Source organism: Lysobacter capsici (assembly GCF_018732085.1).
Lineage (GTDB): Bacteria > Pseudomonadota > Gammaproteobacteria > Xanthomonadales > Xanthomonadaceae > Lysobacter > Lysobacter capsici_A.
On record NZ_CP076103.1, the window covers coordinates 2038371 to 2061826 of the forward strand.

Here is a 23456-nt window from a genome sequence, read left to right on the forward strand (position 1 = left end):
TCAAGGCGACGGCGAAGCGACAGCCGCATTCTCGCCGATCAGCTCGATGATGGCGTCGGCCGCGCGCGCCGAGGCGTCGCGCTTGAGTTCCAGGTGGATGCGCTGGAATTTGGGCAGCAGCGCCGCGCTCGCGGCCGGGTCGCGCAGCCAGCGCAGGCAGGCGCCGGCGAGGTTTTCCGGGGTGCAGTCGTGCTGCATCAGTTCGGGCACCAGCACCTCGCCGGCCAGCACGTTGGGCAGCGCGTAGTGATCGACCTTGAGCATGCCCATGCGCTTGGCCATGAAATAGGTCGCGCCCGACAATTTGTACGCCACCACCATCGGCCGCTTGGCCAGCATCGCTTCCAGGGTGGCGGTGCCCGAGGCGAGCAGGACCACGTCGCTGGCGACCATCACCGTGCGCGCGCCGCGATCGACGACGCGCAGCGCCCGGCGCAGGCGTTCGCCGTCGGGATGGGCGGCGAGGATGCGTTCGAACGCCGCGCGCGAGGCCGCGTTGGCCATCGGCGCGACCACGCCCAGGCGCGGCTGCGCCGCGACCATCAGCGCGGCGGCGGCGATGAAGTCGCCGGCCAGGCGCTCGATTTCGCCGACTCGCGACCCCGGCAGCATCGCCAGCACCGGCGCTTCGTCGTCCAGGCCGAGGTTCATGCGTGCATCGTCGCGATCGGGATGGATCGGCATCGCGTCGGCGAGCGGATGGCCGATGAAACGCGCGTCGACGTTGTGCCTGGCGTAGATCGGCGGCTCCATCGGGAACAAACACAGCACCCGGTCGGCGCTCAGGCCGATCTTCTGCGCGCGTTTCTCGCGCCAGGCCCACACCGACGGGCTGACGTAATGCACGGTGCGCACGCCGCGCTGCTTGAGCCAGCGCTCGACGCCGAGATTGAAGTCGGGCGCGTCGATGCCGATGAAGGCGTCGGGCTTCCAGTCGAGCACGCGCTGGCGCACGTCGCGGCGCAGACGCAGCAGGCGCGGCAGGTGCTTGAGCACTTCGGCCAGGCCCATCACCGCCAGTTCGCCGGCGTCGAACCAGGTGTCCATGCCGGCCGCGCGCATCTGCTCGCCGCCGATGCCGACGAATTCCGCGCCCGGGTAGCGGCGCTTGAGTTCCTCGATCAGGCCGGCGCCGAGCAGGTCGCCGGAGGCTTCGCCGGCGATCAGGGCGAAGCGCGGCGGCGGAGGGGGCGCGGCCGGGAAGATGTCGTCGATCGGATTGGTCGGGGTCATGGGGCTCGTCATGGGGCGTAGTGACGTTCCAGTTCGGTTTGATACTGCGCGCGATCGAATACGAATCGCAGCGGCGCGCCTGGGGGGAAGGCGCCTTGTGCCGGATTTTCGCCCGGATGAGGGGCGAGCATGGGGCCTGCCTCGTCCTCGAAGGTGATTTGCTGCCACACGACGTGATCGCCGTCGAATTCCAGCACGCAGGAAATCACGCCGCAGTAGTCGCTGCCGCAGTGGCAACGGTAGAGCACGTGGCGGCCGCTGCCGTTCTGGTTGCACGAGGGTTCGCGGCCGAGAAACAGCGCCAGGCCGCGCGCGCGCAGCGCTGGCGACTGGGCCGGATCGAGATCGCTGCCGTAGTTGCCCAGGTCGCGTTTGATCCCGAGCCAGTGCGCGAGCGGACGATCGTCGATGAAGATCTCGGTCACGTCCCAGCGATGCGGGACCTTGTCGATCAGGTCCTCGGCGACGGATTGCCCGATGCGCAGCCGATGGACCGTCGTCATCGCAGCGTGCTCAGCGCAGCAGCGGCCGCTCGCCGTTGCCGATGAAGTCCAGCAACGCGCGCACGTCCGGGCTGTCGGCGGCCAGCTCTTCGAGCTTGACGCGCGCTTCGTCGAGCGGCGCGCCGGACACGTACAAGGTGCGGTACGCGCGCTTGATCGCGCTGATGCGATCGGCGTCGAAACCGCGGCGCTTGAGCCCTTCGCTGTTGATCCCGCGCGGGCGGCCGTAGCCGTCCTGAGCGACCATCACGAACGGCGGCACGTCGCCGTTGACCAGCGCGCCCATGCCGATGAAGGCGTGCGCGCCGATCCGGCAGAACTGATGGATGCCGGAGAAGCCGCTCATGATCACCTGGTCCTCGACCACGACGTGGCCGGCCAGGGTCGAGTTGTTGGAGAACACGCAGCCGTTGCCGACCTGGCAGTCGTGGGCGACGTGCGTATAGGCCAGCAGCCAGTTGCCGTTGCCGATGCGGGTGACGCCGCCGCCGTTGCCGGTGCCGCGGTTGACGGTGACGAACTCGCGGAACACGTTGTCGTCGCCGATGTGCAGCGCGGTGCGTTCGCCGGCGAACTTCTTGTCCTGCGGGTCGCCGCCGATCGCGCACTGGGCGTAGAAGCGGTTGTTGCGGCCGATCGTGGTCGGGCCGTGGACCACGCAATGCGGACCGAACACGGTGCCGTCGCCGACTTCGACCTCGCTGCCGATGTAGACGAACGCGCCCACCACGACGCCGTCGCCGAGGACGGCGCCGGGTTCGACGAAGGCGGTGGGATGGACGCTCGCGTTCGTGTTCATCGAGTGGGCGCTCATCGAATCAGTCCTTGGCCTCGGCGCACATGATGTCGGCGCAGGCGGCGACCTGGCCGTCGACGCGGGCCACGCCGGTGAACATCGCCATGTTGCGGATCATGCGCTTGAGCGTGACCTCCAGCTCCAGCCGGTCGCCCGGCACGACCATGCGCGAGAACCGCGCGCCGTCGATCTTGACCAGGTAGAACGAGCGCCCGGCGGCGACGCCGCCGTGCGAGATCTGGGTCAGCAGGCCGCCGGCCTGGGCCAGCGCCTCGACCACCAGCACGCCGGGCATGACCGGGTTGCCGGGGAAATGGCCGTTGAAGAAGGGCTCGTTGCAGCTCACGTTCTTGTAGGCGAGCACGCGCTTGTGCGGCTCGAGTTCGACCACCCGGTCGATCAGCAGGAACGGATAGCGGTGCGGCAGCAGCTTCTGGATCGCCGGCACGTCGAGCGGGAGTTGCAGGGTCTGGCTCATCTTCAATTCGTCCTATGTCGCATCTGTTGCAGCACCGCGCCGTGCATCCCTTCCCGCGTCGGTGTGCGGCCCCATCGTTGGTTGCGCGCGCCGGGTCGAAGCGTGCGTGTGCCTATTGTCCCGCAGATTCCCCGGCGGGTGGGGCGGCACCGTATGGAGACGCTGTCCCTCGGCTACCCGTCGGCCAGCCCCCTAGCCGGCGTCGCCGTCCTCGCGCGTGCGCGCAGTGCGCCGCGCGATCGCGTCGAGCTGTTTGAACCGCGCGGCGTTCTTGCGCCAGCTGCGGTTGTCCATCAGCGGCGTGCCCGAGGAATATTCGCCAGGCTCGCGGATCGAGCTGGTGACCAGGCTCATCGCGGTGATGGTGACCTTGTCGCAGACTTCCAGGTGGCCCAGCACTCCGGCGCCGCCGCCGATCAGGCAGTAGCGGCCGATCCGGGCGCTGCCCGCGGCCGCCGAGCAGCCGGCCATGGCGCTGTGGGCGCCGATGTGGACGTTGTGGCCGATCTGGATCTGGTTGTCGAGGCGTACGTCTTCCTCGAGCACGGTGTCCTCGATCGCGCCGCGGTCGATGGTGGTGTTGGCGCCGATCTCGCAATCGTCGCCGATCACTACGCCGCCGAGCTGCGGCACCTTGAGCCAGCGGCCGGCTTCCATCGCCAGGCCGAAGCCGTCGGCGCCGAGCACCGCGCCGGGATGGATCAGCACGCGCTGGCCCAGCCGCACCCGGGTCACCAGGGTCACCCGCGCGATCAGCTCGCTGCCGGCGCCGACCACGCAGTCCTCGCCGATCACGCAGCCCGGGCCGATCATCGCGCCGGCCTCGACCCGGCTGCGCGCGCCGACGCTGACGAACGGGCCGATGTGGGCGTCGGGCGAAACCTGGGCGCTGGGATCGATCGCGGCGGAGGCGTGGATGCCGGGCTCGCGCACCGGCCTGGGGTCGAACAGCGCCGAGATCTTGGCGAAGGCGGAGTAGGGATCGCGCGCGATCAGCGCGGTGCCGGCGTGCTCGCGGGCGTCGTCCTCGCGCATGACCACGATGCTCGCCTGACTGTCGGCGAGCTGCGCGCGGTATTTGGGATTGGCCAGGAACGCGAGCTGGCCGGGGCCGGCCTTGGCCAGCGTGCCCACGCCGCTCACCCGCGCGTCGGCGTTGCCGTGCAGGCCGAGCGCATAGCGCTCGGCCAATTCCTGAGCTGAGTAACTGAGTTCGTCCACGTCGCCTTGCGGTCCGCAGACCGCGCTCAGAACGTACCGCCGAAGGTGAACTGCAGGCGCTCGAGTTCGTCGCCGCGGTCGAGCTTGGTGGCGCCGTCGGCGCTGTAGATCGGACCCTGCTTCTTGAACGGGAACGCGTAGCTGATCGAGATCGGGCCCATCGGCGAACGCCACATCAGCGCGATACCGGCCGAGGCGCGCAGTTCGCCGGCGTCGAAGGCGTCGTAGTCCTTGTAGACGTTGCCGAAGTCGAGGAACGCGGACACGCGCGCGGCCGGCGTATCGAGCAGGGTCGGGAAGTACATTTCCAGCGAGCCGGTGGTCTTGAACGCGCCGCCCAGCGGCTGGGCGAAGGTGCTGGTCGCGGTCGCGGCCTGGCGCGGACCCAGGGTGTTGTCGGTGAAGCCGCGCACCGAACGCACGCCGCCGGCGTAGAAGTTCTCGAAGAACGGCAGGCCGCTGGCGGTGATGACCTTCGGCGGCAACGGGCCGTTGGGGCCGTCGCGATCGATCACGCGGCTGACGTCCTTGCCGTAGCTGTCGCCGTAACCGAGTTCGGCGCGGGTGTTGAGCACCAGGTGGCGCGACAGCGGCCAGAACTTGGAGAAGTTGTAGTTGATCTTGTAGTACTCGACCGTCGAGCCGGGCAGGGTCGCTTCCAGCCAGATGCGCTGCTGGGTGCCGGCGGTCGGGGTCAGCGCGTGGTTGAGGCTGTTGCGGCCCCAGCCGATCTGCGCGCGCCAGGCGTGGAAGGTGCGCTGGCCGAGCGCATCGAGGTAATCGATGATGCTTTCCGGCGCGGTGCCTTCGAAGGCGAGGATTTCGTTGCTGTCGATGCCGATCAGGCCGGTCACCGAGTCGGTCTCGGTCAGCGGAATGCCGAGCACGACCTGGCCGGTGCCGCTGGTGGTCGAGTACTGCGCGGTGTTGAAGTCGGAGTAATCCAGCTCGCGCCACGACAGGTTGTAGCCCAGCGACACGCCGTCGTCGGTGAAGTAGGGATTGGTGTAGGAGAAGTCGTAGCGCGACTGGTAGTAGCTGCGCTGCGCCTGCACCGACACGCGGTTGCCGCTGCCGAGGAAGTTGTTCTGCGACAGCTGCACCTGGGTGGTGAGCTTGCCGAGCTGCGAATAGCCCAGGCCGAACACGAAGCTGCCCGAGGTGGTTTCCTTCAGGTTGTAGACGATGTCGACCTGATCGTTGGTGCCCGGGACCGGCTTGCTCTCGACGTCGACCGTCTCGAAATAGCCCAGGCCCTGCAGGCGGATCTTGGAACGGTCGATCGCGGCCTGCGAGTACCAGGTGCCTTCGAACTGGCGCATTTCGCGGCGCAGCACTTCGTCGCCGGTGCGGGTGTTGCCCTTGAACACCACCCGGCGCACGTTGACGCGCGGACCGGGCACGACCTGCATGTTGATGCCGACGGTCTTGTTCTCGCGGTTCACGTCCGGGATCGGATTGACCTGCGCGAACGCGTAGCCGACGTTGCCGAGCGCGGCGGTGATCGATTCGGAACTGACCTCGAGCAGGCGGCGCGAGAAAATCTGTTCGGGCTTGACGATGACCAGCTTCTCGATCTGGTCCTTCGGCAGCACGGTGTCGCCGGTGACCTGCACGCTTGCGACCTTGTACTGCTCGCCCTCGGTGATGCCGGCGGACAGGAACATGTCCTGGCGGTCCGGGCTGATCGAGACCTGGGTGGAGTCGATGCTGAAATCGACGTAGCCGCGGTCGAGGTAATAGGAGTTGAGCTTTTCCAGGTCGCCGGAGAGCTTTTCGCGCGAGTACTGGTCGTCGCGGCGGTACCAGCTGAGCCAGTTGTGCTCGCGCGATTCCCAGCCGTTGACGATGTCCTTCTGTTCGAACTTGTCGTTGCCGATCAGGTTGATGTGGCGGATCTTGGCCGCCTTGCCTTCCTTGACGTTGATCGTGATGTCGACGCGGTTGCGGTCGAGGCGGTTCACCGACGGGGTGATCTCGACGTTGTACTTGCCGCGGTTGTTGTACTGGCGCGCCAGGTCCTGGGTGACCTTGTCGAGCGCGAGGCGGTCGAAGGTGTCGCCTTCGGCCAGGCCGATTTCCTTCAGGCCCTTGAGCAGGTCCTCGGACTTGATGTCCTTGTTGCCGGTCAGGGTCAGCTTGTTGATCGCCGGACGCTCGGTGACGGTGACCACCAGGATGTTGCCCTGGCGATCGAGCTGCACGTCTTCGAAGAAGCCGGTCTTGTACAGCGCGCGGATGGCGTCGCCGGCCTTGGCCGTGTCCATGGTGTCGCCGCGCTCGACCGGCAGGTAGGTGAACACCGTGCCGGCGGAAATGCGTTGCAGGCCGTCGATGCGGATGTCGCTGACGGTGAACGAGCCCGGGCCGGGCGCGTTCGGCGCGCTGCCCCCGAGGGAGAACGGATCGGCCGACTGGGCCAACGCGGGAATCGCCGGGGCCGAGGTCATTGCCGTGGCAAGGGCGAGGGCGAGCAGGCGGCGATTAGGAATTCGCGTCATCATTACGTCCGTTGGGGGCTGGTCTGCCAGCGTGGATGCACGCGGGCATGGGGCGAAGCGGGCCGGTTAGGCGGGGTAGATTAAGGCAGGCGATGTAGCAAAGCGTTCGTTCGAGCGTCAGGCCGGCATCAGCGCACCAGGTTGTTCAAGATGTCGTTGTAGAACGCCAGGCCCATCAGGCTCGCGATCAACGCCAGGCCGACGAAATGTCCGGCCGCCATGACGCGTTCGCTGACCGGGCTGCCTTTGACCAGCTCGATAAGGTAATACAGCAGGTGTCCGCCGTCCAAGATCGGGATCGGCAGCAGGTTCAGGATTCCCAGGCTCAGCGACAGCATCGCCAGCAGCTGCAGGTACCAGGCCGGGCCGTTGTTGGCGTAGGCGTTGGCGGCGCGGCCGATGGTGACCGGGCCGGCGACGGTGTTCTGGATCGAGACCCGGCCGGTGAAGGCGCGGCCGATCATCGCGAACAGCTCGCGGGTCTGGTGGACGCTTTCGCGCAAGGCCGCCGGCACCGCGTCGATCGGGCCGTAGCGCAGGAGCGCGTCGCGCTTGGGCTCGCGGATCTGCGCCGGCAGCACGCCCAGGGCCCAGAACTCCTCGCCGTCCTCGCGCTTCATGCGTTTCGGGGCGATTTCCAGGGCCAGGCGGTCGCCGTTGCGGTCGACTTCGATCATCGCGTTGCCGCCGCGTTCGCCCAGCCGGACCACCGCCGGGGCGACGTCGTTCCAACTGGCGATCGGGTCGCCGTCGATCGCGGTGATGCGGTCGCCCTCGGCGAGCACGCGCCAGGCCGCGGCGCCGGGGGTGATCCGGCCGATCACCGCCGGAATCAGCTGGTGGCGGCCGCTCAGGCCCATGACTTCGACCGCGCGGCGCTCGTCGAACGAGGCCGGCAGCTTGGACAGGCGCAGGTGGCGGGTCAGCAGGCTGCCGTTTTCGCTGCGCACCTGCACCGCGACGTCGTCGCGGTCGAGCGCGTGTGGGATCAGCGCCATCTGCACCTCGCTCCAGGTCGGAGTGGCGCGCTCGCCGATCTGCAGCACGGTGTCGCCGCGGCGCAGGCCCGATTCGGCGGCGATGCCGCTGACGCTGCCGACCACCGGCGCGAAGTCGGGGCGGCCGATCACGAACATGCCCCACAGGAACAGCACGCACAGGATCAGGTTGGCGGCCGGGCCGGCGGCGGTGATGGCGATGCGCTGCCACACCGATTTGCGATTGAACGCCTGCGGCGCGAGCGCTTCGCCGACTTCGTACTCGCGCTCGTCGAGCATCTTGACGTAGCCGCCCAGCGGGATGCGGCCGATCGCGTATTCGGTGCCATCCTTGCCGGTGCGCATCCACAGCGGCTTGCCGAAGCCCACGGAGAACCGCAGCACCTTGACCCCGCAGCGACGCGCGACCCAGAAGTGGCCGAATTCATGCAAGGTGACCAGCACGCCGAGGCTGATGATCAGCCACCACAACGAGCCCAGGATTTCGCTCATGGCTGCCTCAGGCTCTTTGACCGATCGCCTGCTCGGCGTGGCGGCGGGCCAGGGCATCGGCCTCGCGCAGCGCCGCCAGCGAGCTGGCCGGGGTGGACGGGAGCGCGGCGAGGGTGTCCTCGACCAGCGCGGGTATCGCTAGGAAACCGATGCGCCGCTGAAGAAAGGCTGAAACGGCCACTTCGTTGGCGGCGTTGAGCACCGCCGGGGCGGTGCCGCCGGCGGCCAGGGCTTCGAAGGCCAGGCGCAGGCAGGGAAAGGCGTCGAGGTCGGGGCGTTCGAAATCGAGCCGGCCGTGGGCCAGCAGGTCGAGCCCGGCGACCCCCGATTCGATCCGCTGCGGCCAGCCGAAGCCTACCGCCAGCGCGGTGCGCATGTCGGGCAGGCCGAGCTGGGCGAGGGTCGAGCCGTCGACGAATTCGACCAGCGAATGGACCAGGCTTTGCGGGTGGACCAGCACTTCGATGCGATCGCCGCCGACCGCGAACAGGTGGTGCGCCTCGATGACTTCCAGGCCCTTGTTCATCAGCGTGGCCGAGTCGACCGAGATCTTCGGGCCCATCGACCACTTCGGGTGCGCGACCGCCTGCTCGGGCGTGACCTGGCCCAGGTCCGAACGTGTACGGCCGCGGAACGGCCCGCCCGACGCGGTCAGCAGGATCCGCTTCAGACCGGGCTGCGAGGCCGGGTGAGCGGGCTGTGCGCCGCCGGTTTGCGCGGCGCCGTGCGCGGTCACGCGCAGTTGCGCCGCCGGCAGGCATTGGAAGATGGCGTTGTGTTCGCTGTCGATCGGCACGATGCAGGCGCCCGATTCGTGCGCGGTCTGCATCAGCAACTCGCCGGCCAGGACCAGCGATTCCTTGTTGGCCAGCAACAGGCGCTTGCCGGCGCGCGCCGCGGCCAGGGTCGAAGACAGCCCGGCCGCGCCGACGATCGCCGCGACCACGGTGTCGCAGGCATCGGACGACACCAGTTCGACCAGGGCGTCGTCGCCGCAATGGGCCGCGGTGGACAGGCCGCGCTCGCGCAGGCCGTCGCGCAACGCCGCAAAGCCGGCCGGATCGGCGATCACGGCGTGGTCGGGACGATGGCGTTCGCACAGCGCCAGCAGCGCATCGACCTTGCCGCCGGCGGCGAGCACGGTGGCGCGCAGGGCGTCGCCGTGGCGGGCGATCACGTCCAGCGCCGAGGTGCCGATCGAACCGGTGGCGCCGAGGACGGCGACGTGGCGGGCGGGGGCGGTCATGCGCGGGCTCCGGGCATGTGTTCGCTCGGAGTGGTTGCTCCACGACGGTCGACAAGGCTCATCATCAAAACCCGAAAATCGCCTTGCCCAGCGCGAACACCGGCAACGCGGCGAGCACGCCGTCGATGCGATCCAGGATGCCGCCGTGTCCGGGAATCAGATGCCCGGAATCCTTCACCCCGACATGCCGCTTGAGCAGGCTCTCGAACAGGTCGCCGACCACCGAGAACAGCATCGCCACCAGCGATACCAGCGCCACCCACGGCAGCTGCGCGGTGGTCGCGCCGGCCAGCAACGAGAAACCCACGCCGGCCGCGACCCCGGCGATGGCGCCGCCGACCAGGCCTTCGACGGTCTTGTTGGGGCTCACCCGCGGCGCGAGCTTGAGCATGCCGAACTTGCGCCCGGCGAAATACGCGCCCGAATCGGCGGCCCACACCACCGCCAGCGCGGTCAGCAGCCACCAATGACCGACCGGCAGGCCGCCCAGGCCGATCGGGCCTTCGGCGTGGATCCAGGCCATCGCGCACCAGGCCGGAATCACGCTCAGCGCGGCCGCGGCGAGCTTGAACATGCGCGCATAGGTGCGGTGATCGCTGGCGAAGTCGAAGCGCTGCAGCCACAGCAGCGCCAGCAGCCACCACACCACGCCGACCAGCGAGGCGATCTTGAACAGCACCATCGACGGCGCCTGCGCCGCGCCCAGGCCGCTGGTACGCGAGGCCCACACGATCGCCACCATCAACGCCATATGCACGACCAGCAGCACGGTGCGCGACAGGGTGTCCTCGATCTCGGCCAGGTCGAACCATTCCCACAGCCCGATCAGGAACAGCACCGCGGTCAGCGCGATCACCCACGGCGTCGACAACAGCAGGATCGCCGCGATCGCGACAGGCGCCATGACCAGCGCGGCAAGCAGGCGGGTTCGGGTCATTCAACAGTCTCGTTGGGCTGGGCGAGAGCGATCTGCGCCCCGGTCAGGCCGAAGCGGCGTTCGCGGCTGGCGAAATCGTCCAGCGCGGTCTGCAGCAAGGTGGCGTCGAGTTCGGGCCACAGCGCTTCGGTGAACCACAGTTCGGTATAGGCCAGCTGCCACAGCAGGAAATTGCTGATCCGGGTGTCGCCGCCGGTACGAATGAACAGGTCCGGCGCCGGCAGGTCGGCCAGCGACATGCGCGAGGCCAGCAGGCGTTCGTCGATCGCTTCCACCGCCAAGGTGCCGGCGGCGACCTCCGAGGCCAGCGAACGCGCGGCCTGGGCGATGTCCCAGCGGCCGCCGTAACTGGCAGCGATGCTCAGGTGCAAGGTGGTGTTGTTGCGGGTCTGGCGCTCGGCCGCGGCCATGCGCTCGCGGATCTTGTCGGAAAAGCGTTCGCGTTCGCCGATGAAGCGCACCCGCACCCCGCGCCGGTCGAGTTCCTCGACCTCGCGTTCGAGCGCGTTGAGGAACAGCTTCATCAGCGCGCCGACCTCGTCCTCGGGCCGGCCCCAGTTTTCGCTGGAGAACGCGAACAGGGTCAGCGCCTGGACGCCGCGGGCGATGCAGAAATCGATGCAGACGTTGACCGCGCGCGCGCCGGCGCGGTGGCCGATGATGCGCGGCCGGCGCCGCCGTTCGGCCCAGCGGCCGTTGCCGTCCATGATGACGGCCAGGTGGCGCGGGATGCGTGCGGGCGCGGCGTGGGCGGGCTCGGAGGGCATGGCGCCGATGATGAAGACCTCAGGCTGCGGATGGAACGGCGGGATCGGCGGAGGGGGACGGGTGGAGCGACGCACTGGGCCGGGCTCGATCGAGGCGAGCCCAGTGCTGGACCCGCACGCCGCGCAGAAGTTCAGTGGTATGAACTCGGCGAGCGCCCGCGCGGGCCCGGCGGTTCACACCGCCATCAGTTCCTGTTCCTTGGCCTTGACCACGCCGTCGACGTCCTTGATCGAGCTGTCGGTGATCTTCTGGATATCGCCTTCGAAGCTGCGCAGCTCGTCTTCGGTGACCTTCTTGTCCTTGAGCAGTTCCTTCGCCTGATGGTTGGCATCGCGGCGGATGTTGCGGATCGCGACCTTGGCGTCCTCGCTCTGGGCGTGGACGACCTTGGTCAGTTCCTTGCGGCGTTCTTCGGTCAGCGCCGGCAGGTTGATGCGGATCACGGTGCCGGCGGTGTTCGGGGTCAGGCCTAGGTCGGAGGCGAGGATGGCCTTCTCGACCGCGCCGACGATCTGCTTTTCCCACGGGGTGATGGTCAGGGTGCGCGCATCGCTGACCTGCACGCTGGCGACCTGGCCCAGCGGCATTTCGGAGCCGTGGTAGTTCACTTTCAGATGGTCGACCAGCGCGGTGGATGCGCGCCCGGTGCGGATCTTGGTCAGATCGTGGCGAAAGGCTTCGACGCTCTTGGCCATGCGGTTCTGAGAGTCTTTCTTGATGTCGTTGAGCATCGCCGGCTCCGTTCCAGTAGCGGTAATCGCGGGATTATATGGGCTCGGGCGGGTTTTGCGGGCCACGGGGTCCCGGCGCGGACGCCCGCGGCGGCCCGGATCGGCGGAATTGGCGAGCGTTCGCGGTCGTTCGAGCGGATGCCGCGCAGCATGGTGCGCATCGCCAATGCGGCCTGTGCGTCGCCGGGGATCACGTTTTGCGCGGGATCGGAGCCGTTGCGTTCAGGCTCGGCCACGCGAGCGGCGGGGTGGGGCGGCGCTTTCGCTGCGATGCAGCATGCGGCGCTCAGGGGCGATGGCTGTGCTGGCGCGGGCGGTCGTGCGGGTGATCTTCGTGAGGGTGGCCGTCTTGAGCGTGGCCGTCGTGACCATGACTGGAGTCATGGTCATGCTGCGGATCATGGCCGTGGTCATGGTCATGGTCATGGTGCGCGTGGCCGTGATCGTGCGAATGATCCGGCGCATGCGCATCGTGCCCAGGCCCGTCGTGCCCATGTGCATGCGAATGCGCGTGCTCGCCGTGCGGCGCGCGGTCGTGGCGGTCGTGCTCGCAGGCGCGGCCGTGCTCGACCTGCAGGGTGGGATGATTGATGCCGAAGCGGCGATCGAGTTCGCGGTTGAGGCGATCGATGAAGACGTCGTGGTCGTGGTCGTCGGGCCGAACGATGTGCGCGGTCATCGCGATTTCGCCCGCGCCCAGCGACCAGATGTGCAGATGGTGGATCGCCTGCACCCCGGGTTGTTGTCGCAGCAGGCTCTCGACTTCGCCGCGGTCGATGCCGCGCGGCACCGCATCCATCGCCGCGTTGAACGCTTCGCGCAGCAGGCCGAAGGCGCCGACCGCGACCACCGCGCCGATCAGCAAGGCGATCGCCGGGTCCAGCCATTCCCAGCCGGTCAGCCACATGCCGGCGCCGGCCAGCACCGCGGCCAGCGACACCGCTGCGTCGGCCATCAGGTGCAGGAACGCGCCGCGGCGGTTGAGGTCGTGATCGTGCCCGTCGCGCACCAGCCAGGCCGCGCCGAGATTGACCGCGATGCCGAGCGCGGCGACCACGATCACCGGCAGCGCGGGGATTTCCGGCGGCGCGTTGAAACGGCGGATCGCTTCCCAGGCCAAGGCGCCGGAGAAACCCACCAGCAGCAGCGAATTGGCCAGCGGCGACAGCAAGGTCGCGCGTCGCCAGCCGTAGGTGTGACGCGCGGTCGGGGTGCGCTTGGCCAACACCGCCGCGCCCCAGGCCAGGGCCAGGCCGAGCACGTCGCCGAAGTTGTGCAGCGCGTCCGACAGCAGCGCCAGCGAATTGGTCATGAAGCCGTAGCCGGCTTCCAGCGCGGTATAGGCCAGATTGATCAGGGTCACCGCGGCGAATGCGCGGGTGCCGCTGACGCCGTGGTGGTGGCCGTGGTGACTGTGCGAGTGCATGGACGAATGCTGTCACGGCCGCGCCCGCGAACACTATTACAGGCCATCGCGCCGGCGGTTTAAACCATGACCGGCGTCGGCGAATCCCATGGCCGGATGTCGCCGCGGACGAGGGCGGCATGACTTCAGGCACGTTGACTACCTGTGTAGTCAAGGCAACTATGACTACAGCTGTAGCCATTAGGGGCGACATGAACCGCAAATCCATCGGCGACCAGGAACTGGCGCTGCTGCAATACCTGGCCGAGCAGGGCGACGCCTCGGTCGGCGAAGTCGCCAGCGGCTACGGCGAACCGCGCGGGCTGGCGCGTTCGACCGTGCTGACCATGATGGAGCGCCTGCGCGCCAAGGCCTATCTGCGCCGGCGCAAGGTCGGCGGCGTGTACCGCTATTCCACCGCCACCCAGCCCGACGACGTGATGCGTTCGGCGGTCGGCAAGTTCGTCGCCAACACCTTGCAAGGTTCGGTGTCGCCGTTCGTGGCGTGGATGTCGCAGCGCGCGCAGGTCAGCGACGACGAACTGGCCGAACTGGAAAGCCTGGTCGCCGATCTGCAATCGCGACGCAAGGAGGATTGAGATGACTCTGGATTGGATCGGCGACGTCCTGCTGCCGCGTTTGCTCGCGGCGGGATTGCAATCGCTGGTGGTGGTCGCGGCGGTGTGGCTGCTGTGCCGTTACCTGCGCCTGAGCGCCGCGCTGCGCTGCTGGTTGTGGTGGTGCGCCGCGCTGCAGTTGTTGCTCGGCGCGTTGTGGCCCACGCCGTTGAGCCTGCCGTTGTTGCCGGCGTCGTGGGATCGGGCGAGCCAGGCCGCGAACGTCGCGGCGGCGGCACCGCAGCTGTCGTCGGCGGCGCAACTGCCGTTCTTCGTGACGAAGGGCGCGACAGACGCCACGGTCGCCGCCGCAACCGCGCCCACCGCGCATTACTTGACCCCCGACTGGTTGTCGTGGCCGCTGGTCTTCGCCGCCCTGTGGCTGTCCGGGTTTTTGCTGGTCGCTTTCGCCAGCGTGCGCGGTTATGCCGCCGCGTGCCGCCGCATCGCCGCATCGCGGCCGTGCGAACAGCCGCAAGTGCTCTCCACCTATCGCGCGCTCGGCGCCAGCCTGGGGCTGAATCGCCTGCCGCCGCTGCGGGTGTCGGCGCAGATCGATTCGCCGCAGTTGATCGGCCCGCCGGCGACGGTGCTGTTGCCGCGCGAACGCTTGCCGCATCTGAGCGGCGACGAACTGGCGATGGCGCTGCATCACGAACTGGTCCACGTCCGCCGCCGCGATCTGTGGTGGGGCTGGGTGCCGGCGCTGGTTCAGCACCTGTTCTTCTTTCATCCGCTCGCGCATGTGATCGCCCGCGAGTACTCGATCGCGCGCGAAGCGGCCTGCGACGCGGCCGTGCTCGACAGCCGTCGCTATGCCGCCCACGACTACGGGCGCCTGTTGCTGCGTCTGGGCGTCGCGCCGCGTCCGGCGGCCGGTGTCGCCAGCGCATCCCCCACTTACACGATTTTGAAGAGGAGACTCATCATGTTGCAGAACGCGACTTCGTCCTCGCACCTGGGCGGGCTGATCCTGACCGCCGCCATCGTCCTGGTCGGCCTAGTGCCGTACCGGGTGACCGCGGCGGCCGGCGAACGCGCGCCGCAATCGCAATCGCGCAGCGTGTCGATCCATTCCTCCGACAAGAGCGGCGAAACCCGCATCACCGAGCTCAACAACGGCGGCGACCCGCTGGTCTGGGCGGTCAAGGGCGATCAGTACTACAAGGTGAGCGCCGACGGCGCTTACCAGCCGGTGACCGACGCGGCGACCCGCACGCGCCTGCGGCAACGCATGGACGAGTCGCGGCAAGCGGCCGTGGAAGCGGAGAAAGCCGGGCGCGCCGCCGAGCAGGCCGGTCGCGAGGCCGAACGCGCCGGGCGCGAAGCGCAGCGCGATGCGCAGGCCGCCGGTGTCGCGGCGGAGCGCGCGGCACGCGATGCCGAACGCGCCGGGCGTGACGCAGAACGCCAGGCGCAGGCGGCGAGCGTCGCGGCTCAGCGCGCGGCGCGCGATGCCGGGCAGCAAGCCAGGCTCGATGGCGAACAGGCGCGACGCGATGCGGATCAGGCCAAGCGCGATGGCGAGCAGGCGCGACGCGATGCCGCCCAGGCGCGCCGCGACGCCGAGCAGGCCCAGCGCGATGCCGAGCAGGCGCGGCGCGACGCCGGCCAGCACGGGCTCGACAGCGCACAATATCGGCGCGACATCGAACAGGCCCGGCGCGACGCTGCCCAGGCGCGTCGCGACGCGGTGCTGTCCGCGCCGGAAGCAGCGCAGATCCGCCGTATCGCCGAGCAGGCCCGAAGCGACGCCCGTCGCCATGCGATGAGCAAGGCCGAGATCGCGCGTATCTCCGAACAGGCCAGGCGCGACGCGAGCCGCCACGCGATGAGCCCGGCGGAGATCGCACGCATCACCGAGCAGGCCCAACGCGATGCGAGCCGTTACGCGATGAGCCCGGCCGAGATCGCGCGCATCACCGATCAGGCCAAGCGCGACGCGAGCCGTTACGCGATGAGCCCGGCCGAGATCGCGCGCATCACCGATCAGGCCAAGCGCGATGCGAGCCGTTATGCGATGAGCCCGGCGGAGATCGCGCGCATCACCGAGCAGGCCAAGCGCGATGCGAGCCGTTACGCGATGAGCCCGGCCGAGATCGCGCGCATCACCGAGCAGGCCAAGCGCGATGCGAGCCGTTACGCGATGAGTCCGGCCGAGATTGCGCGCATCACCGAGCAGGCCAAGCGCGAAGCACGGGAGCAGGTGTGGCGCTGATGGTGTCGGGTGGCTGCTCGGCGACGCGATGAACCGCCAGCGCCACGTCATGAACCAGGCTTGCACGCAAGCGTGGCCGCGACGATGGAGCCGTCGGAGGTCGTACAAAAAAGACCCGCCGCTGGCGGGTCTTTTCGTTCGGGCATCGGGCCTCAGATAGCGGCGATCGATCGCCGGACGCCGAAAGCCGTGCTCCGGGTGGCGCGTGTTCGACGCCGACGCGCGATCAGCCGCGACCCTGCACCAGCGTACCGATATTCTCGCCGCGCAGGATCTTCAGCAGCACGCCCGGCTGGCCCATGTCGAAGATGCGCAGCGGCAGTTCGCTGTCGCGGCACAGCGCGAACGCGGCGGTGTCCATGACCTGCAGGTCGCGGGTGATCACCTCGTCGTAGCTGAGCTTGTCGAAGCGCACCGCGTCGCTGTGCTTCTTCGGGTCCTTGTCGTACACGCCGTCGACCTTGGTCGCCTTGAGCAGCAGGTCGGCGCCGATCTCGATCGCGCGCAGCGCAGCGCCCGAGTCGGTGGTGAAGAACGGGCTGCCGACGCCGGCGGCGAAGATCGCCAGGCGGCCTTTTTCCAGATGGCGGATGGCGCGGCGGCGGATGTAGTCCTCGCACACGTCGTTGATCTTGATCGCGCTCATCACCCGCACCTTGGCGCCGAGCTTTTCCAGCGAATCCTGCATCGCCAGCGCGTTGATCACGGTGGCCAACATGCCCATCTGGTCGCCGGTGACCCGGTCCATGCCGCCGGCCGCCAGACCCGCGCCGCGGAAGATGTTGCCGCCGCCGATCACCAGCGCGATTTCCGCGCCGGCCTGCTGGACTTCGATGACTTCGCGCGCGAGCCGACCGATCACCTTGGGGTCGATGCCGTAGTCCTCATCGCCCATCAATGCTTCGCCGGAGAGTTTCAACAGGACACGGCGATACACGAGCTGGGACATGGGCGGTCTCGGGGGAGGCGGAAAACGTGGCGGATTGTAGCTCAAGCGCCACGCGCGCAGGCATGCGCGAACGGGCCGCTGCGCGATGGCCGGGTCGGCGCCGCACCTGTCCAGGCCGGCTCGGGCCGCGGATCGGCCGGATGCAGCGGAGCGGGGCGCCGCAATCGCGCCGATCGCGGCGGTTTGCGGCATGCGGCGATCGGCTGCGCGCGGCGTTCGAAAACCGTGATGCACAAGGCGGACATGGGAGGACCGGGTATGATCCGGCCGCCGGTCCAGCCACTGGAACCGCCGCCGCGCGCGTCCACCGTGAGGCCGCCGCCGCGCATTACCCAAGGAGATGGAAAGTGTCGATCAAGAACCTCAACGAATTCGTCGAAGCGTCCAAGCAGAAGGATCTGAGCCAGGAAGCCTTCGAACTGGAAAGCTCGCACCTGCTGGAAGTCAAGCTCAACGGCCGCGTCTGGGCCAAATCCGGCTCGATGGTCGCCTACCGCGGCGGCGTCAAGTTCGTGCGCCAGGGCATGCTCGAGCAGGGCCTGGGCAACCTGCTGAAGAAGGCGATCAGCGGCGAAGGCACCCAGCTGATGAAGATGGAAGGCCAGGGCCGGGTCTACATCGCCGATGCCGGCAAGAAGATCACCCTGCTGCGCCTGGCCGGCGAGTCGATCTTCGTCAACGGCAACGACGTGCTCGCCTACGAAGACGGCGTGCAGTCGGACATCAAGATGATGCGCAAGGTCTCGGGCATGATGTCCGGCGGCTTGTTCAACATCAAACTCAGCGGCAGCGGCGTGGTCGCGATCACCTCGCATTACGAACCGCTGACCCTGGCGGTGACCCCGGACCAGCCGGTGTTCACCGACCCGAATGCGACCGTCGCCTGGTCCGGCGGCCTGAGCCCGGACATCGTCACCGACATCTCGCTGGGCACCTTGTTCGGCCGCGGCTCGGGCGAGAGCATCCAGCTCAAGTTCTCCGGCACCGGCTGGGTGGTGGTGCAGCCGTACGAGGAAGTGTATTTCCAGCAGACCGGCTGATCGCGACGGCGTGGACTGGCGCGCGTCGTTCCGGCGGCGCGCGCTTGGGTAATCGTGGGTCGCATTGAATCTGCAAGGAGCGCAGGGATGAAGGAAGCGATGCGCTTGTGCCTTGGCGCCGCGTGGTTATCGCTGGCGGTTTCGGTCGCGGCCGAACCGCCGTCGTCGACGCCGGTCGGCGACATCGGCGCCGGCAGCCATTGCGAATCGATCGGCGAAGTCCGCGGGCTCAAGGCCGGCGGCGCGGGCTTCCTGGCGGTGCGCGCCGGTCCCGGTAGCGAGCATGCGCTGGTCGACAAGCTCGGCAACGGCCGCCGGGTCTACCTGTGCCGCGGCGAGGGACGATGGGTGTCGGTGCTGTATCCCGACAAGGGGGCGAAAGACATGCGCTGCGTCGCCGAGTCGGCCGATGTGCGCGGGTATCGCGGCCCGTGCAAATCCGGTTGGGTTCATTGGACCTGGGTCGAGATCATCGCCGGTTGAGATTAGGCGCGGAGGTCGGTGCGTTCGCGTCGCGGCGGTTTGGCCGCGGACGTGCGAGGGAGTTTGGATGCGAGAAGGAGCTTTGCGATGAAATGGATCAAGACGGCGCCGCTGGCAATCGCGCTGATTCTGCCAGCCGTGCCGATCGGCGCCGCGCCGCCGCGCGCGGTGCCGGTGGAAGTCGGCGGCAGCGCGGAATGGGACGCCTGCGGTTCGCTCGGCGAGGTGCGCGGACTCAAGGTCGGCGGCGACGGCTTCCTGGCGGTGCGCGCCGGCCCCGGCGCCGACTACGCGATGCTCGATCGGCTCGGCAACGGACGGCAGGTGTATGTGTGCGCGACGCGCGGCCGCTGGATCTCGATTGTGTATGCGGCCGCGGACTCGAACGCCGGCGAGGCCGGTTGCGGCGTGAGTTCGGCGATCGCCAAGGCCCGCGTCTACCCAGGGCCGTGCAAGTCGGGCTGGGTGCATTCGAGCTGGATCGAAATCATTGCCGGCTGAGGCCGCGCGCGCTCGACAGCGGGCGACGACAGGAGATTGAGCATGAGCAAGCGCATGTGGACGGGATCGATGCTGGCCGTGGCGCTGCTTGCGCCGTTCGCGCAGGCGAGGGCGCCCGCGGCGGTGCCGGTGCGGGTCGGCGGCAACGAGGTGCTGGATGCCTGCGGTTCGTTCGCGCAGGTCACCGGCTTGAAGGCCGATGGCGATGGTTTTCTCGCGGTGCGCGCCGGACCGGGCGCGGCGTACGCGATGCTCGACAAGCTCGGCAACGGCCGCGAGGTGTATCTGTGCGATAGCGCCGACGGCGATCGGTGGCTTGCGATCGTCTATCCCACCGCGCCGGGGATGAAGTGCGAGGTCGGTTCGCCGATCGCCCGCAAGCAGGTCTATCGCGGGCCGTGCAAGGCCGGCTGGGTCAGGTCGGCTTGGGTTGTGGTGATGGCGGGTTGAGGTGATGGCGCAGAGGGTGGACTCCGCTTTGTTTCGGCGCAGTCGAACATCCTGAGGCTTCAGCGTGATCTGACCAGGCGTCATTCCCGCGAAGGCGGGCTCTGTTTTAATTCGGCGTAGCCGAACATCCAGAGACTTCAGCATCATCCTTCAAGAACGTCATTCCCGCGAATGCGGGAATCCAGAGCCTTCAGCGTCATTCTTCCAGGCTGTCATTCCCGCGAAAGCGGGAATCCAGTGGCTTCAAGCGTTCTCGCACGAAAGGCACTAGATTCCCGCGTTCGCGGGAATGACGGTAGGGAAGTACGTTGGGACGTGGGAGCACGTTGCTTCGGACAGCTTGCGCAACGAGCAGGGATGGAGCGCTACGCTCTAACCGATTCCCGATTCCCGATTCCCGATTCCCGATTCCCGATTCCCGATTCCCGATTCCCGATTCCCGATTCCCAAATCTCCCCCCAAAGAAAAAGGCCGCGAACTTCGCGGCCTTTCTCGTACTACAGCTTGAAACCCGCGAAATGGCTTACGCCAGACCCGCCTGCTTCATGACTTCGGCCGCGAAATCGTCGACCTGCTTCTCGATGCCTTCGCCGACCGCGATGCGCTGCATGCTGACCACCTCGGCGCCGGCGGCCTTGAGCACCTGCTCGACGGTCTGATCGGTGTTCAGCACGTACGGCTGGCCGTACAGGGTGACTTCGTTGACGATCTTGGCGATCTTGCCGCCGATGATCTTCTCCAGGATGTCGGCCGGCTTGGACTTGTCCTTGTCGGACATCTTCGCCAGTTCGATTTCCTTTTCCTTCGCCACGAAGTCGGCCGGCACGTCGCTGGCCTTGATGTGCGGCGGGTTCATCGCCGCGACATGCATCGCCAGGCCGCGCGCCAGGTCGGCATCGCCGCCCTTGAGCTCGATCAGCACGCCGATGCGGCCGCCATGCACGTAGGCCGCGACATTGTTGGCGCTGTCGATCTGGATCAGGCGACGCACCTGCAGGTTCTCGCCGACCTTGGCGATGACCGCGGCGCGGGTTTCTTCGATGGTCTCGCCGGACGCCAGCTTGACCGCCTTGAGCGCTTCGGCATCGGCCGCGCCCGAGGACAGAGCGGCTTGCGCCACGGTGTCGGTGAACGACAGGAAGTTCGCGTCCTTGGCGACGAAGTCGGTCTCGGAGTTGATCTCGACCAGCACGGCCTTGCCGCCGTCCTGGGCGACCGCGATGCGGCCTTCGGCGGCCACGCGGCCGGCCTTCTTGTCGGCCTTGGCCAGGCCCGACTTGCGCAGCCATTCGGCCGCGGCGTCGATGTCGCCGTTGTTTTCGACCAGCGCCTTCTTGCACTCCATCATGCCGGCGCCGGTGCGCTCGCGGAGTTCCTTGACCAGGGAAGCGGAAATATCAGCCATTGGGGTTACCTCAGGTATACGTGTTGCCCCGCAGAAGCGGCGCAAGCCGCGACTGGCATCGCCGGGATGCGGCGACGAGCGCGGCTTGCGCCGCTTCTGCGAGGTTGGATGGTGCGTATCGCAGCCGCGCACTATGACGCGGCCGCGTTACCGAGCGCTGACGACGGTCGCGATTACTCGGCGGCCGGAGCCGGAGCTTCGCCGTCGGCCTTCTTGGCGGCGGCCGGAGCCGGGCCCTTCTTGGCCGGAGCGCGGCCGCGCGGAGCGCCCTTGCGGTCGTCCTTGCCGGCTTCGCCTTCGGCTTCGGCGAAATCTTCTTCGCGCACGTTGCCGACCTGCGGAGCGGCGGCCTTGCCTTCGAGCACGGCGTCGGCGGCGGCGCGGGCGTACAGCTGCACCGCGCGGATGGCGTCGTCGTTGCCCGGGATGGCGTAGTCGACCAGTTCCGGATCGTAGTTGGTGTCGACCACCGCGATCACCGGGATGCCGAGCTTCTTGGCTTCCTTGATCGCGATGTCTTCATGGCCGATGTCGATCACGAACAGCGCGTCGGGCAGACGGTTCATTTCCTTGATGCCGCCCAGCGAGGCTTCCAGCTTGTCGCGCTCGCGGCGCAGGCCCAGCACTTCGTGCTTGACCATCTTCTGGAAGGTGCCGTCGGTTTCGCCGGCTTCCAGTTCCTTCAGGCGCGAGACCGACTGCTTGACGGTGCGGAAGTTGGTCAGGGTGCCGCCGAGCCAGCGCTGGGTCATGAACGGCATGCCGCAACGCTCGGCCTCTTCGCGGATCGATTCGCGCGCCGAACGCTTGGTGCCGAGGAACAGGATGGTGCCTCGCTTCTGCGCGATCGCCGAGATGAAGTTCATCGCGTCGTTGAACAGCGGAACGGTCTTCTCGAGGTTGATGATGTGGATCTTGCCGCGGGCGCCGAAGATGTACGGGCCCATCTTGGGATTCCAGTAGCGCGTCTGGTGGCCGAAATGGACGCCGGCTTCCAGCATCTGGCGCATGGTGATCTGGGGCATTGCATTACTCCGAAGGCAGTGGAACCGACGCCGCATGAGTGATGGCGTTTCGGCCCGGAGCAGGGCTCCGAGGCGAGTGGTTCCGGGGTTGGGCCTCCCTGTCGCTTCCGTGTCCGAACCGCTTGTCCGGTCGTGGAGCCTGGGCTCCCGACTGGCACGCGGCACCCCGGCACGGGCTGTGGCGGCAGGTGTGAATTCGCCGGTGACGCCCGGCGTGGGCGGCCGCGGAAGGGGTTCGAAGGACGAACGCTCCAGCCGCAAAGCCGGCGAAGTGTAGCCGGGACGGGGGTTTGGGGCAACTGTTGAGGGGCTTGGCGGGCTGGAGTTGCCCTAGGCACCCACCGGCCGCGAGGGCGTGAGGTCTTTTGTGGGAGGGCCTTCAGGCCCGATGCTTTTCGCTCAGATGAGGTCGAACCGCGCCGGAAAGAAAAGCATCGGGCCTGAAGGCCCTCCCACAAAAGACCTCGAGCGTTCGTCAGGGCTCAGGGCCGCGCAGGCAGCGAATCGTAGACCGAGCCCACGATCTGCGCCGGCTTGACCCAGTCCTGGCCCCACGCCGCGTCGAAGTCGCGGGTCGGCGCCGCGGCCAGGGTCTGCTCGCGGGTCTTGCCGGCGCGCTTGAGCTTGGCGACCCGGTCGCGCACCTCGGCGAGCATGTCTCGCGCTTTTTTGAGATCGCGCCGGTCGCCGACCGGCCCATGTCCGGCGACGATCCGGGTGCGCGCATCCGACAGCGCCAGCCCGCGATCGAGCGCCGCGATCAGCCCGTCGACGGTCCCGCCGGTGCCGGTGTCGATGATCGGATACAGCCCGTTGAAAAAGCAGTCGCCCATGTGCAGCACGTTGGCGGCCGGGAAATGCACCAGCAGGTCGCCGTCGGTATGCGCCGCCGGCACATGGATCAGCCGCGCTTCCAGCTCGCCCAGGCGCAGGCGGCCGTCGCCGAGCACGGTCACGCTCGGGCGACCGGCCGGCGGCAGGGCCGGCATGACCCGGTTCAGATGCTTGAGATACGTGTCCTGGGCCATGCGCCGGTACGCGTTTTCGTGCGCCATCACGCTCGCGCCGCGGCCGGCCAGGGCCTCGTTGCCGCCGACGTGGTCCAGATGCCAATGGGTGTTGACCACGTAGCGCAGTGGTTTGTGGCCTTGCAGGGCCTGTTGCAGCGCCGGCGCGGTCTTGCCCAGTTCGCTGTCGACCAGCAACGCGGCGTCCGCCGATTCGGCCAGCAGCACGGTGGTCGCCGGTCCCTTGAACACCGACAGGCCCGGGGCGAGTTCGACGAAGGCCGGCGCGGGCGGGGCGGGTGGCGCGGCCGGCGTCGTGCCCTGCGCCGCGGCGATGGCAGGACGCAGCATGAACAACCCGGCCAGGCCGGCCGCGATCGCGGCGGTACGCAGATTCATCGGGTTCTCCAGGGGCTCGCCGACCGACGCATGCCGGCCGATACGCAGCGGTG

Annotated in this window: 23 protein-coding genes; 7 read left to right on the forward strand and 16 right to left on the reverse strand. The window is 68.2% G+C overall.

The annotated features are described in order from the left end of the window. The 12 genes from lpxB to KME82_RS08505 form a co-directional block, all read right to left on the reverse strand. Positions 1-1233, reverse strand: a complete 1233-nt coding sequence (gene lpxB, locus KME82_RS08450; RefSeq protein WP_252255662.1) for a lipid-A-disaccharide synthase — start codon at positions 1231-1233, stop codon at positions 1-3. A gap of 8 nt (positions 1234-1241) precedes the next feature. After that, complete coding sequence (locus tag KME82_RS08455) at positions 1242-1736, reverse strand: hypothetical protein (protein WP_215498115.1); 495 nt, start codon at positions 1734-1736, stop codon at positions 1242-1244. Between the two features lie 10 nt (positions 1737-1746). Then, on the reverse strand, positions 1747-2535 hold the full coding sequence (lpxA, locus tag KME82_RS08460) for an acyl-ACP--UDP-N-acetylglucosamine O-acyltransferase (RefSeq protein ID WP_215499015.1): 789 nt from the start codon (positions 2533-2535) through the stop codon (positions 1747-1749). Positions 2536-2554: 19 nt separating this feature from the next. Continuing rightward, positions 2555-3010, reverse strand: a complete 456-nt coding sequence (gene fabZ / locus KME82_RS08465; protein ID WP_036113701.1) for a 3-hydroxyacyl-ACP dehydratase FabZ — start codon at positions 3008-3010, stop codon at positions 2555-2557. A gap of 192 nt (positions 3011-3202) precedes the next feature. Beyond that, on the reverse strand, positions 3203-4231 hold the full coding sequence (lpxD, locus tag KME82_RS08470) for a UDP-3-O-(3-hydroxymyristoyl)glucosamine N-acyltransferase (protein ID WP_215498116.1): 1029 nt from the start codon (positions 4229-4231) through the stop codon (positions 3203-3205). Between the two features lie 26 nt (positions 4232-4257). Continuing rightward, positions 4258-6732, reverse strand: a complete 2475-nt coding sequence (gene bamA, locus KME82_RS08475) for an outer membrane protein assembly factor BamA (RefSeq protein WP_215498117.1) — start codon at positions 6730-6732, stop codon at positions 4258-4260. A 128-nt stretch (positions 6733-6860) separates the two neighbouring features. After that, complete coding sequence (rseP, locus tag KME82_RS08480; RefSeq protein WP_215498118.1) at positions 6861-8222, reverse strand: RIP metalloprotease RseP; 1362 nt, start codon at positions 8220-8222, stop codon at positions 6861-6863. 7 nt (positions 8223-8229) lie between these two features. Then, complete coding sequence (gene dxr / locus KME82_RS08485; protein WP_215498119.1) at positions 8230-9468, reverse strand: 1-deoxy-D-xylulose-5-phosphate reductoisomerase; 1239 nt, start codon at positions 9466-9468, stop codon at positions 8230-8232. Positions 9469-9532: 64 nt separating this feature from the next. Continuing rightward, entirely contained in the window at positions 9533-10405 is an 873-nt protein-coding gene (locus KME82_RS08490) for a phosphatidate cytidylyltransferase (RefSeq protein ID WP_215498120.1), read from the reverse strand. Then, on the reverse strand, positions 10402-11172 hold the full coding sequence (gene uppS / locus KME82_RS08495; RefSeq protein ID WP_215498121.1) for a polyprenyl diphosphate synthase: 771 nt from the start codon (positions 11170-11172) through the stop codon (positions 10402-10404). Before uppS ends, KME82_RS08490 begins: the two co-directional genes overlap by 4 nt. Positions 11173-11346: 174 nt before the next feature. Further along, positions 11347-11904, reverse strand: coding sequence for a ribosome recycling factor (gene frr, locus KME82_RS08500; protein ID WP_215498122.1), 558 nt, complete (start codon positions 11902-11904; stop codon positions 11347-11349). Between the two features lie 286 nt (positions 11905-12190). Continuing rightward, positions 12191-13330: a cation diffusion facilitator family transporter gene (locus KME82_RS08505; protein ID WP_215498123.1), complete on the reverse strand. Its 1140-nt coding sequence runs from the start codon at positions 13328-13330 to the stop codon at positions 12191-12193. A 191-nt stretch (positions 13331-13521) separates the two neighbouring features. Here KME82_RS08505 and KME82_RS08510 point away from each other — a divergent pair, with 191 nt between their 5' ends. Both KME82_RS08510 and KME82_RS08515 read left to right on the forward strand, forming a co-directional pair. Then, positions 13522-13908, forward strand: a complete 387-nt coding sequence (locus KME82_RS08510) for a BlaI/MecI/CopY family transcriptional regulator (RefSeq protein ID WP_036113719.1) — start codon at positions 13522-13524, stop codon at positions 13906-13908. Between the two features lies 1 nt (position 13909). Continuing rightward, a complete protein-coding gene (locus KME82_RS08515) occupies positions 13910-16144 on the forward strand; it encodes a M56 family metallopeptidase (RefSeq protein WP_215498124.1) in 2235 nt (744 codons plus the stop codon). A 226-nt stretch (positions 16145-16370) separates the two neighbouring features. Here KME82_RS08515 and pyrH read toward each other — a convergent pair whose 3' ends face one another. Next, positions 16371-17093: a UMP kinase gene (pyrH, locus tag KME82_RS08520; RefSeq protein ID WP_036113722.1), complete on the reverse strand. Its 723-nt coding sequence runs from the start codon at positions 17091-17093 to the stop codon at positions 16371-16373. A 347-nt stretch (positions 17094-17440) separates the two neighbouring features. On the opposite strand from pyrH, the gene KME82_RS08525 reads away from it, so the two are divergent. The 4 genes from KME82_RS08525 (at position 17441) to KME82_RS08540 (ending at position 19567) form a co-directional block, all read left to right on the forward strand. Further along, the gene (locus tag KME82_RS08525) at positions 17441-18133 is read left to right on the forward strand and encodes an AIM24 family protein (protein WP_215498125.1); all 693 of its coding nucleotides are present in this window, start codon (positions 17441-17443) and stop codon (positions 18131-18133) included. 87 nt (positions 18134-18220) lie between these two features. Beyond that, positions 18221-18616, forward strand: coding sequence for a hypothetical protein (locus KME82_RS08530; protein WP_215498126.1), 396 nt, complete (start codon positions 18221-18223; stop codon positions 18614-18616). 87 nt (positions 18617-18703) lie between these two features. Then, positions 18704-19117, forward strand: a complete 414-nt coding sequence (locus KME82_RS08535) for a hypothetical protein (protein ID WP_215498127.1) — start codon at positions 18704-18706, stop codon at positions 19115-19117. A 42-nt stretch (positions 19118-19159) separates the two neighbouring features. Continuing rightward, complete coding sequence (locus KME82_RS08540; RefSeq protein WP_215498128.1) at positions 19160-19567, forward strand: hypothetical protein; 408 nt, start codon at positions 19160-19162, stop codon at positions 19565-19567. 523 nt (positions 19568-20090) lie between these two features. Here the strand turns inward: KME82_RS08540 and tsf are convergent. Both tsf and rpsB read right to left on the reverse strand, forming a co-directional pair. Next, on the reverse strand, positions 20091-20972 hold the full coding sequence (tsf, locus tag KME82_RS08545) for a translation elongation factor Ts (protein ID WP_215498129.1): 882 nt from the start codon (positions 20970-20972) through the stop codon (positions 20091-20093). 173 nt (positions 20973-21145) lie between these two features. Next, entirely contained in the window at positions 21146-21997 is an 852-nt protein-coding gene (gene rpsB / locus KME82_RS08550) for a 30S ribosomal protein S2 (protein ID WP_036113735.1), read from the reverse strand. 367 nt (positions 21998-22364) lie between these two features. Between rpsB and KME82_RS27070 the strand changes: the two genes are divergently transcribed. Beyond that, positions 22365-22535 carry a DUF6053 domain-containing protein gene (locus KME82_RS27070; RefSeq protein WP_430538835.1) on the forward strand — a complete coding sequence of 57 codons (171 nt, stop codon included), beginning with the start codon at positions 22365-22367 and terminating at the stop codon, positions 22533-22535. On the opposite strand, the gene KME82_RS08555 is transcribed toward KME82_RS27070, so the two are convergent. Beyond that, complete coding sequence (locus KME82_RS08555) at positions 22480-23403, reverse strand: MBL fold metallo-hydrolase (RefSeq protein WP_215498130.1); 924 nt, start codon at positions 23401-23403, stop codon at positions 22480-22482. The two genes, KME82_RS27070 and KME82_RS08555, sit on opposite strands and share 56 nt — an antisense overlap. Positions 23404-23456 lie beyond the last annotated feature (53 nt).

Bases quoted from the DNA above. Each gene is read 5' to 3' on its own strand.
- tsf (WP_215498129.1), bottom strand. From the start codon at position 20,972: ATGGCTGATATTTCCGCTTCCCTGGTCAAGGAACTCCGCGAGCGCACC.
- KME82_RS08540 (WP_215498128.1), top strand. From the start codon at position 19,160: ATGAGCAAGCGCATGTGGACGGGATCGATGCTGGCCGTGGCGCTGCTT.
- fabZ (WP_036113701.1), bottom strand. From the start codon at position 3,010: ATGAGCCAGACCCTGCAACTCCCGCTCGACGTGCCGGCGATCCAGAAG.
- bamA (WP_215498117.1), bottom strand. From the start codon at position 6,732: ATGACGCGAATTCCTAATCGCCGCCTGCTCGCCCTCGCCCTTGCCACG.
- KME82_RS08455 (WP_215498115.1), bottom strand. From the start codon at position 1,736: ATGACGACGGTCCATCGGCTGCGCATCGGGCAATCCGTCGCCGAGGAC.
- rseP (WP_215498118.1), bottom strand. From the start codon at position 8,222: ATGAGCGAAATCCTGGGCTCGTTGTGGTGGCTGATCATCAGCCTCGGC.
- KME82_RS08515 (WP_215498124.1), top strand. From the start codon at position 13,910: ATGACTCTGGATTGGATCGGCGACGTCCTGCTGCCGCGTTTGCTCGCG.
- KME82_RS08535 (WP_215498127.1), top strand. From the start codon at position 18,704: ATGAAATGGATCAAGACGGCGCCGCTGGCAATCGCGCTGATTCTGCCA.
- dxr (WP_215498119.1), bottom strand. From the start codon at position 9,468: ATGACCGCCCCCGCCCGCCACGTCGCCGTCCTCGGCGCCACCGGTTCG.
- rpsB (WP_036113735.1), bottom strand. From the start codon at position 21,997: ATGCCCCAGATCACCATGCGCCAGATGCTGGAAGCCGGCGTCCATTTC.
- uppS (WP_215498121.1), bottom strand. From the start codon at position 11,172: ATGCCCTCCGAGCCCGCCCACGCCGCGCCCGCACGCATCCCGCGCCAC.
- pyrH (WP_036113722.1), bottom strand. From the start codon at position 17,093: ATGTCCCAGCTCGTGTATCGCCGTGTCCTGTTGAAACTCTCCGGCGAA.
- lpxB (WP_252255662.1), bottom strand. From the start codon at position 1,233: ATGACCCCGACCAATCCGATCGACGACATCTTCCCGGCCGCGCCCCCT.
- KME82_RS08530 (WP_215498126.1), top strand. From the start codon at position 18,221: ATGAAGGAAGCGATGCGCTTGTGCCTTGGCGCCGCGTGGTTATCGCTG.
- KME82_RS08490 (WP_215498120.1), bottom strand. From the start codon at position 10,405: ATGACCCGAACCCGCCTGCTTGCCGCGCTGGTCATGGCGCCTGTCGCG.
- KME82_RS08555 (WP_215498130.1), bottom strand. From the start codon at position 23,403: ATGAATCTGCGTACCGCCGCGATCGCGGCCGGCCTGGCCGGGTTGTTC.
- frr (WP_215498122.1), bottom strand. From the start codon at position 11,904: ATGCTCAACGACATCAAGAAAGACTCTCAGAACCGCATGGCCAAGAGC.
- KME82_RS08510 (WP_036113719.1), top strand. From the start codon at position 13,522: ATGAACCGCAAATCCATCGGCGACCAGGAACTGGCGCTGCTGCAATAC.
- KME82_RS08505 (WP_215498123.1), bottom strand. From the start codon at position 13,330: ATGCACTCGCACAGTCACCACGGCCACCACCACGGCGTCAGCGGCACC.
- lpxA (WP_215499015.1), bottom strand. From the start codon at position 2,535: ATGAACACGAACGCGAGCGTCCATCCCACCGCCTTCGTCGAACCCGGC.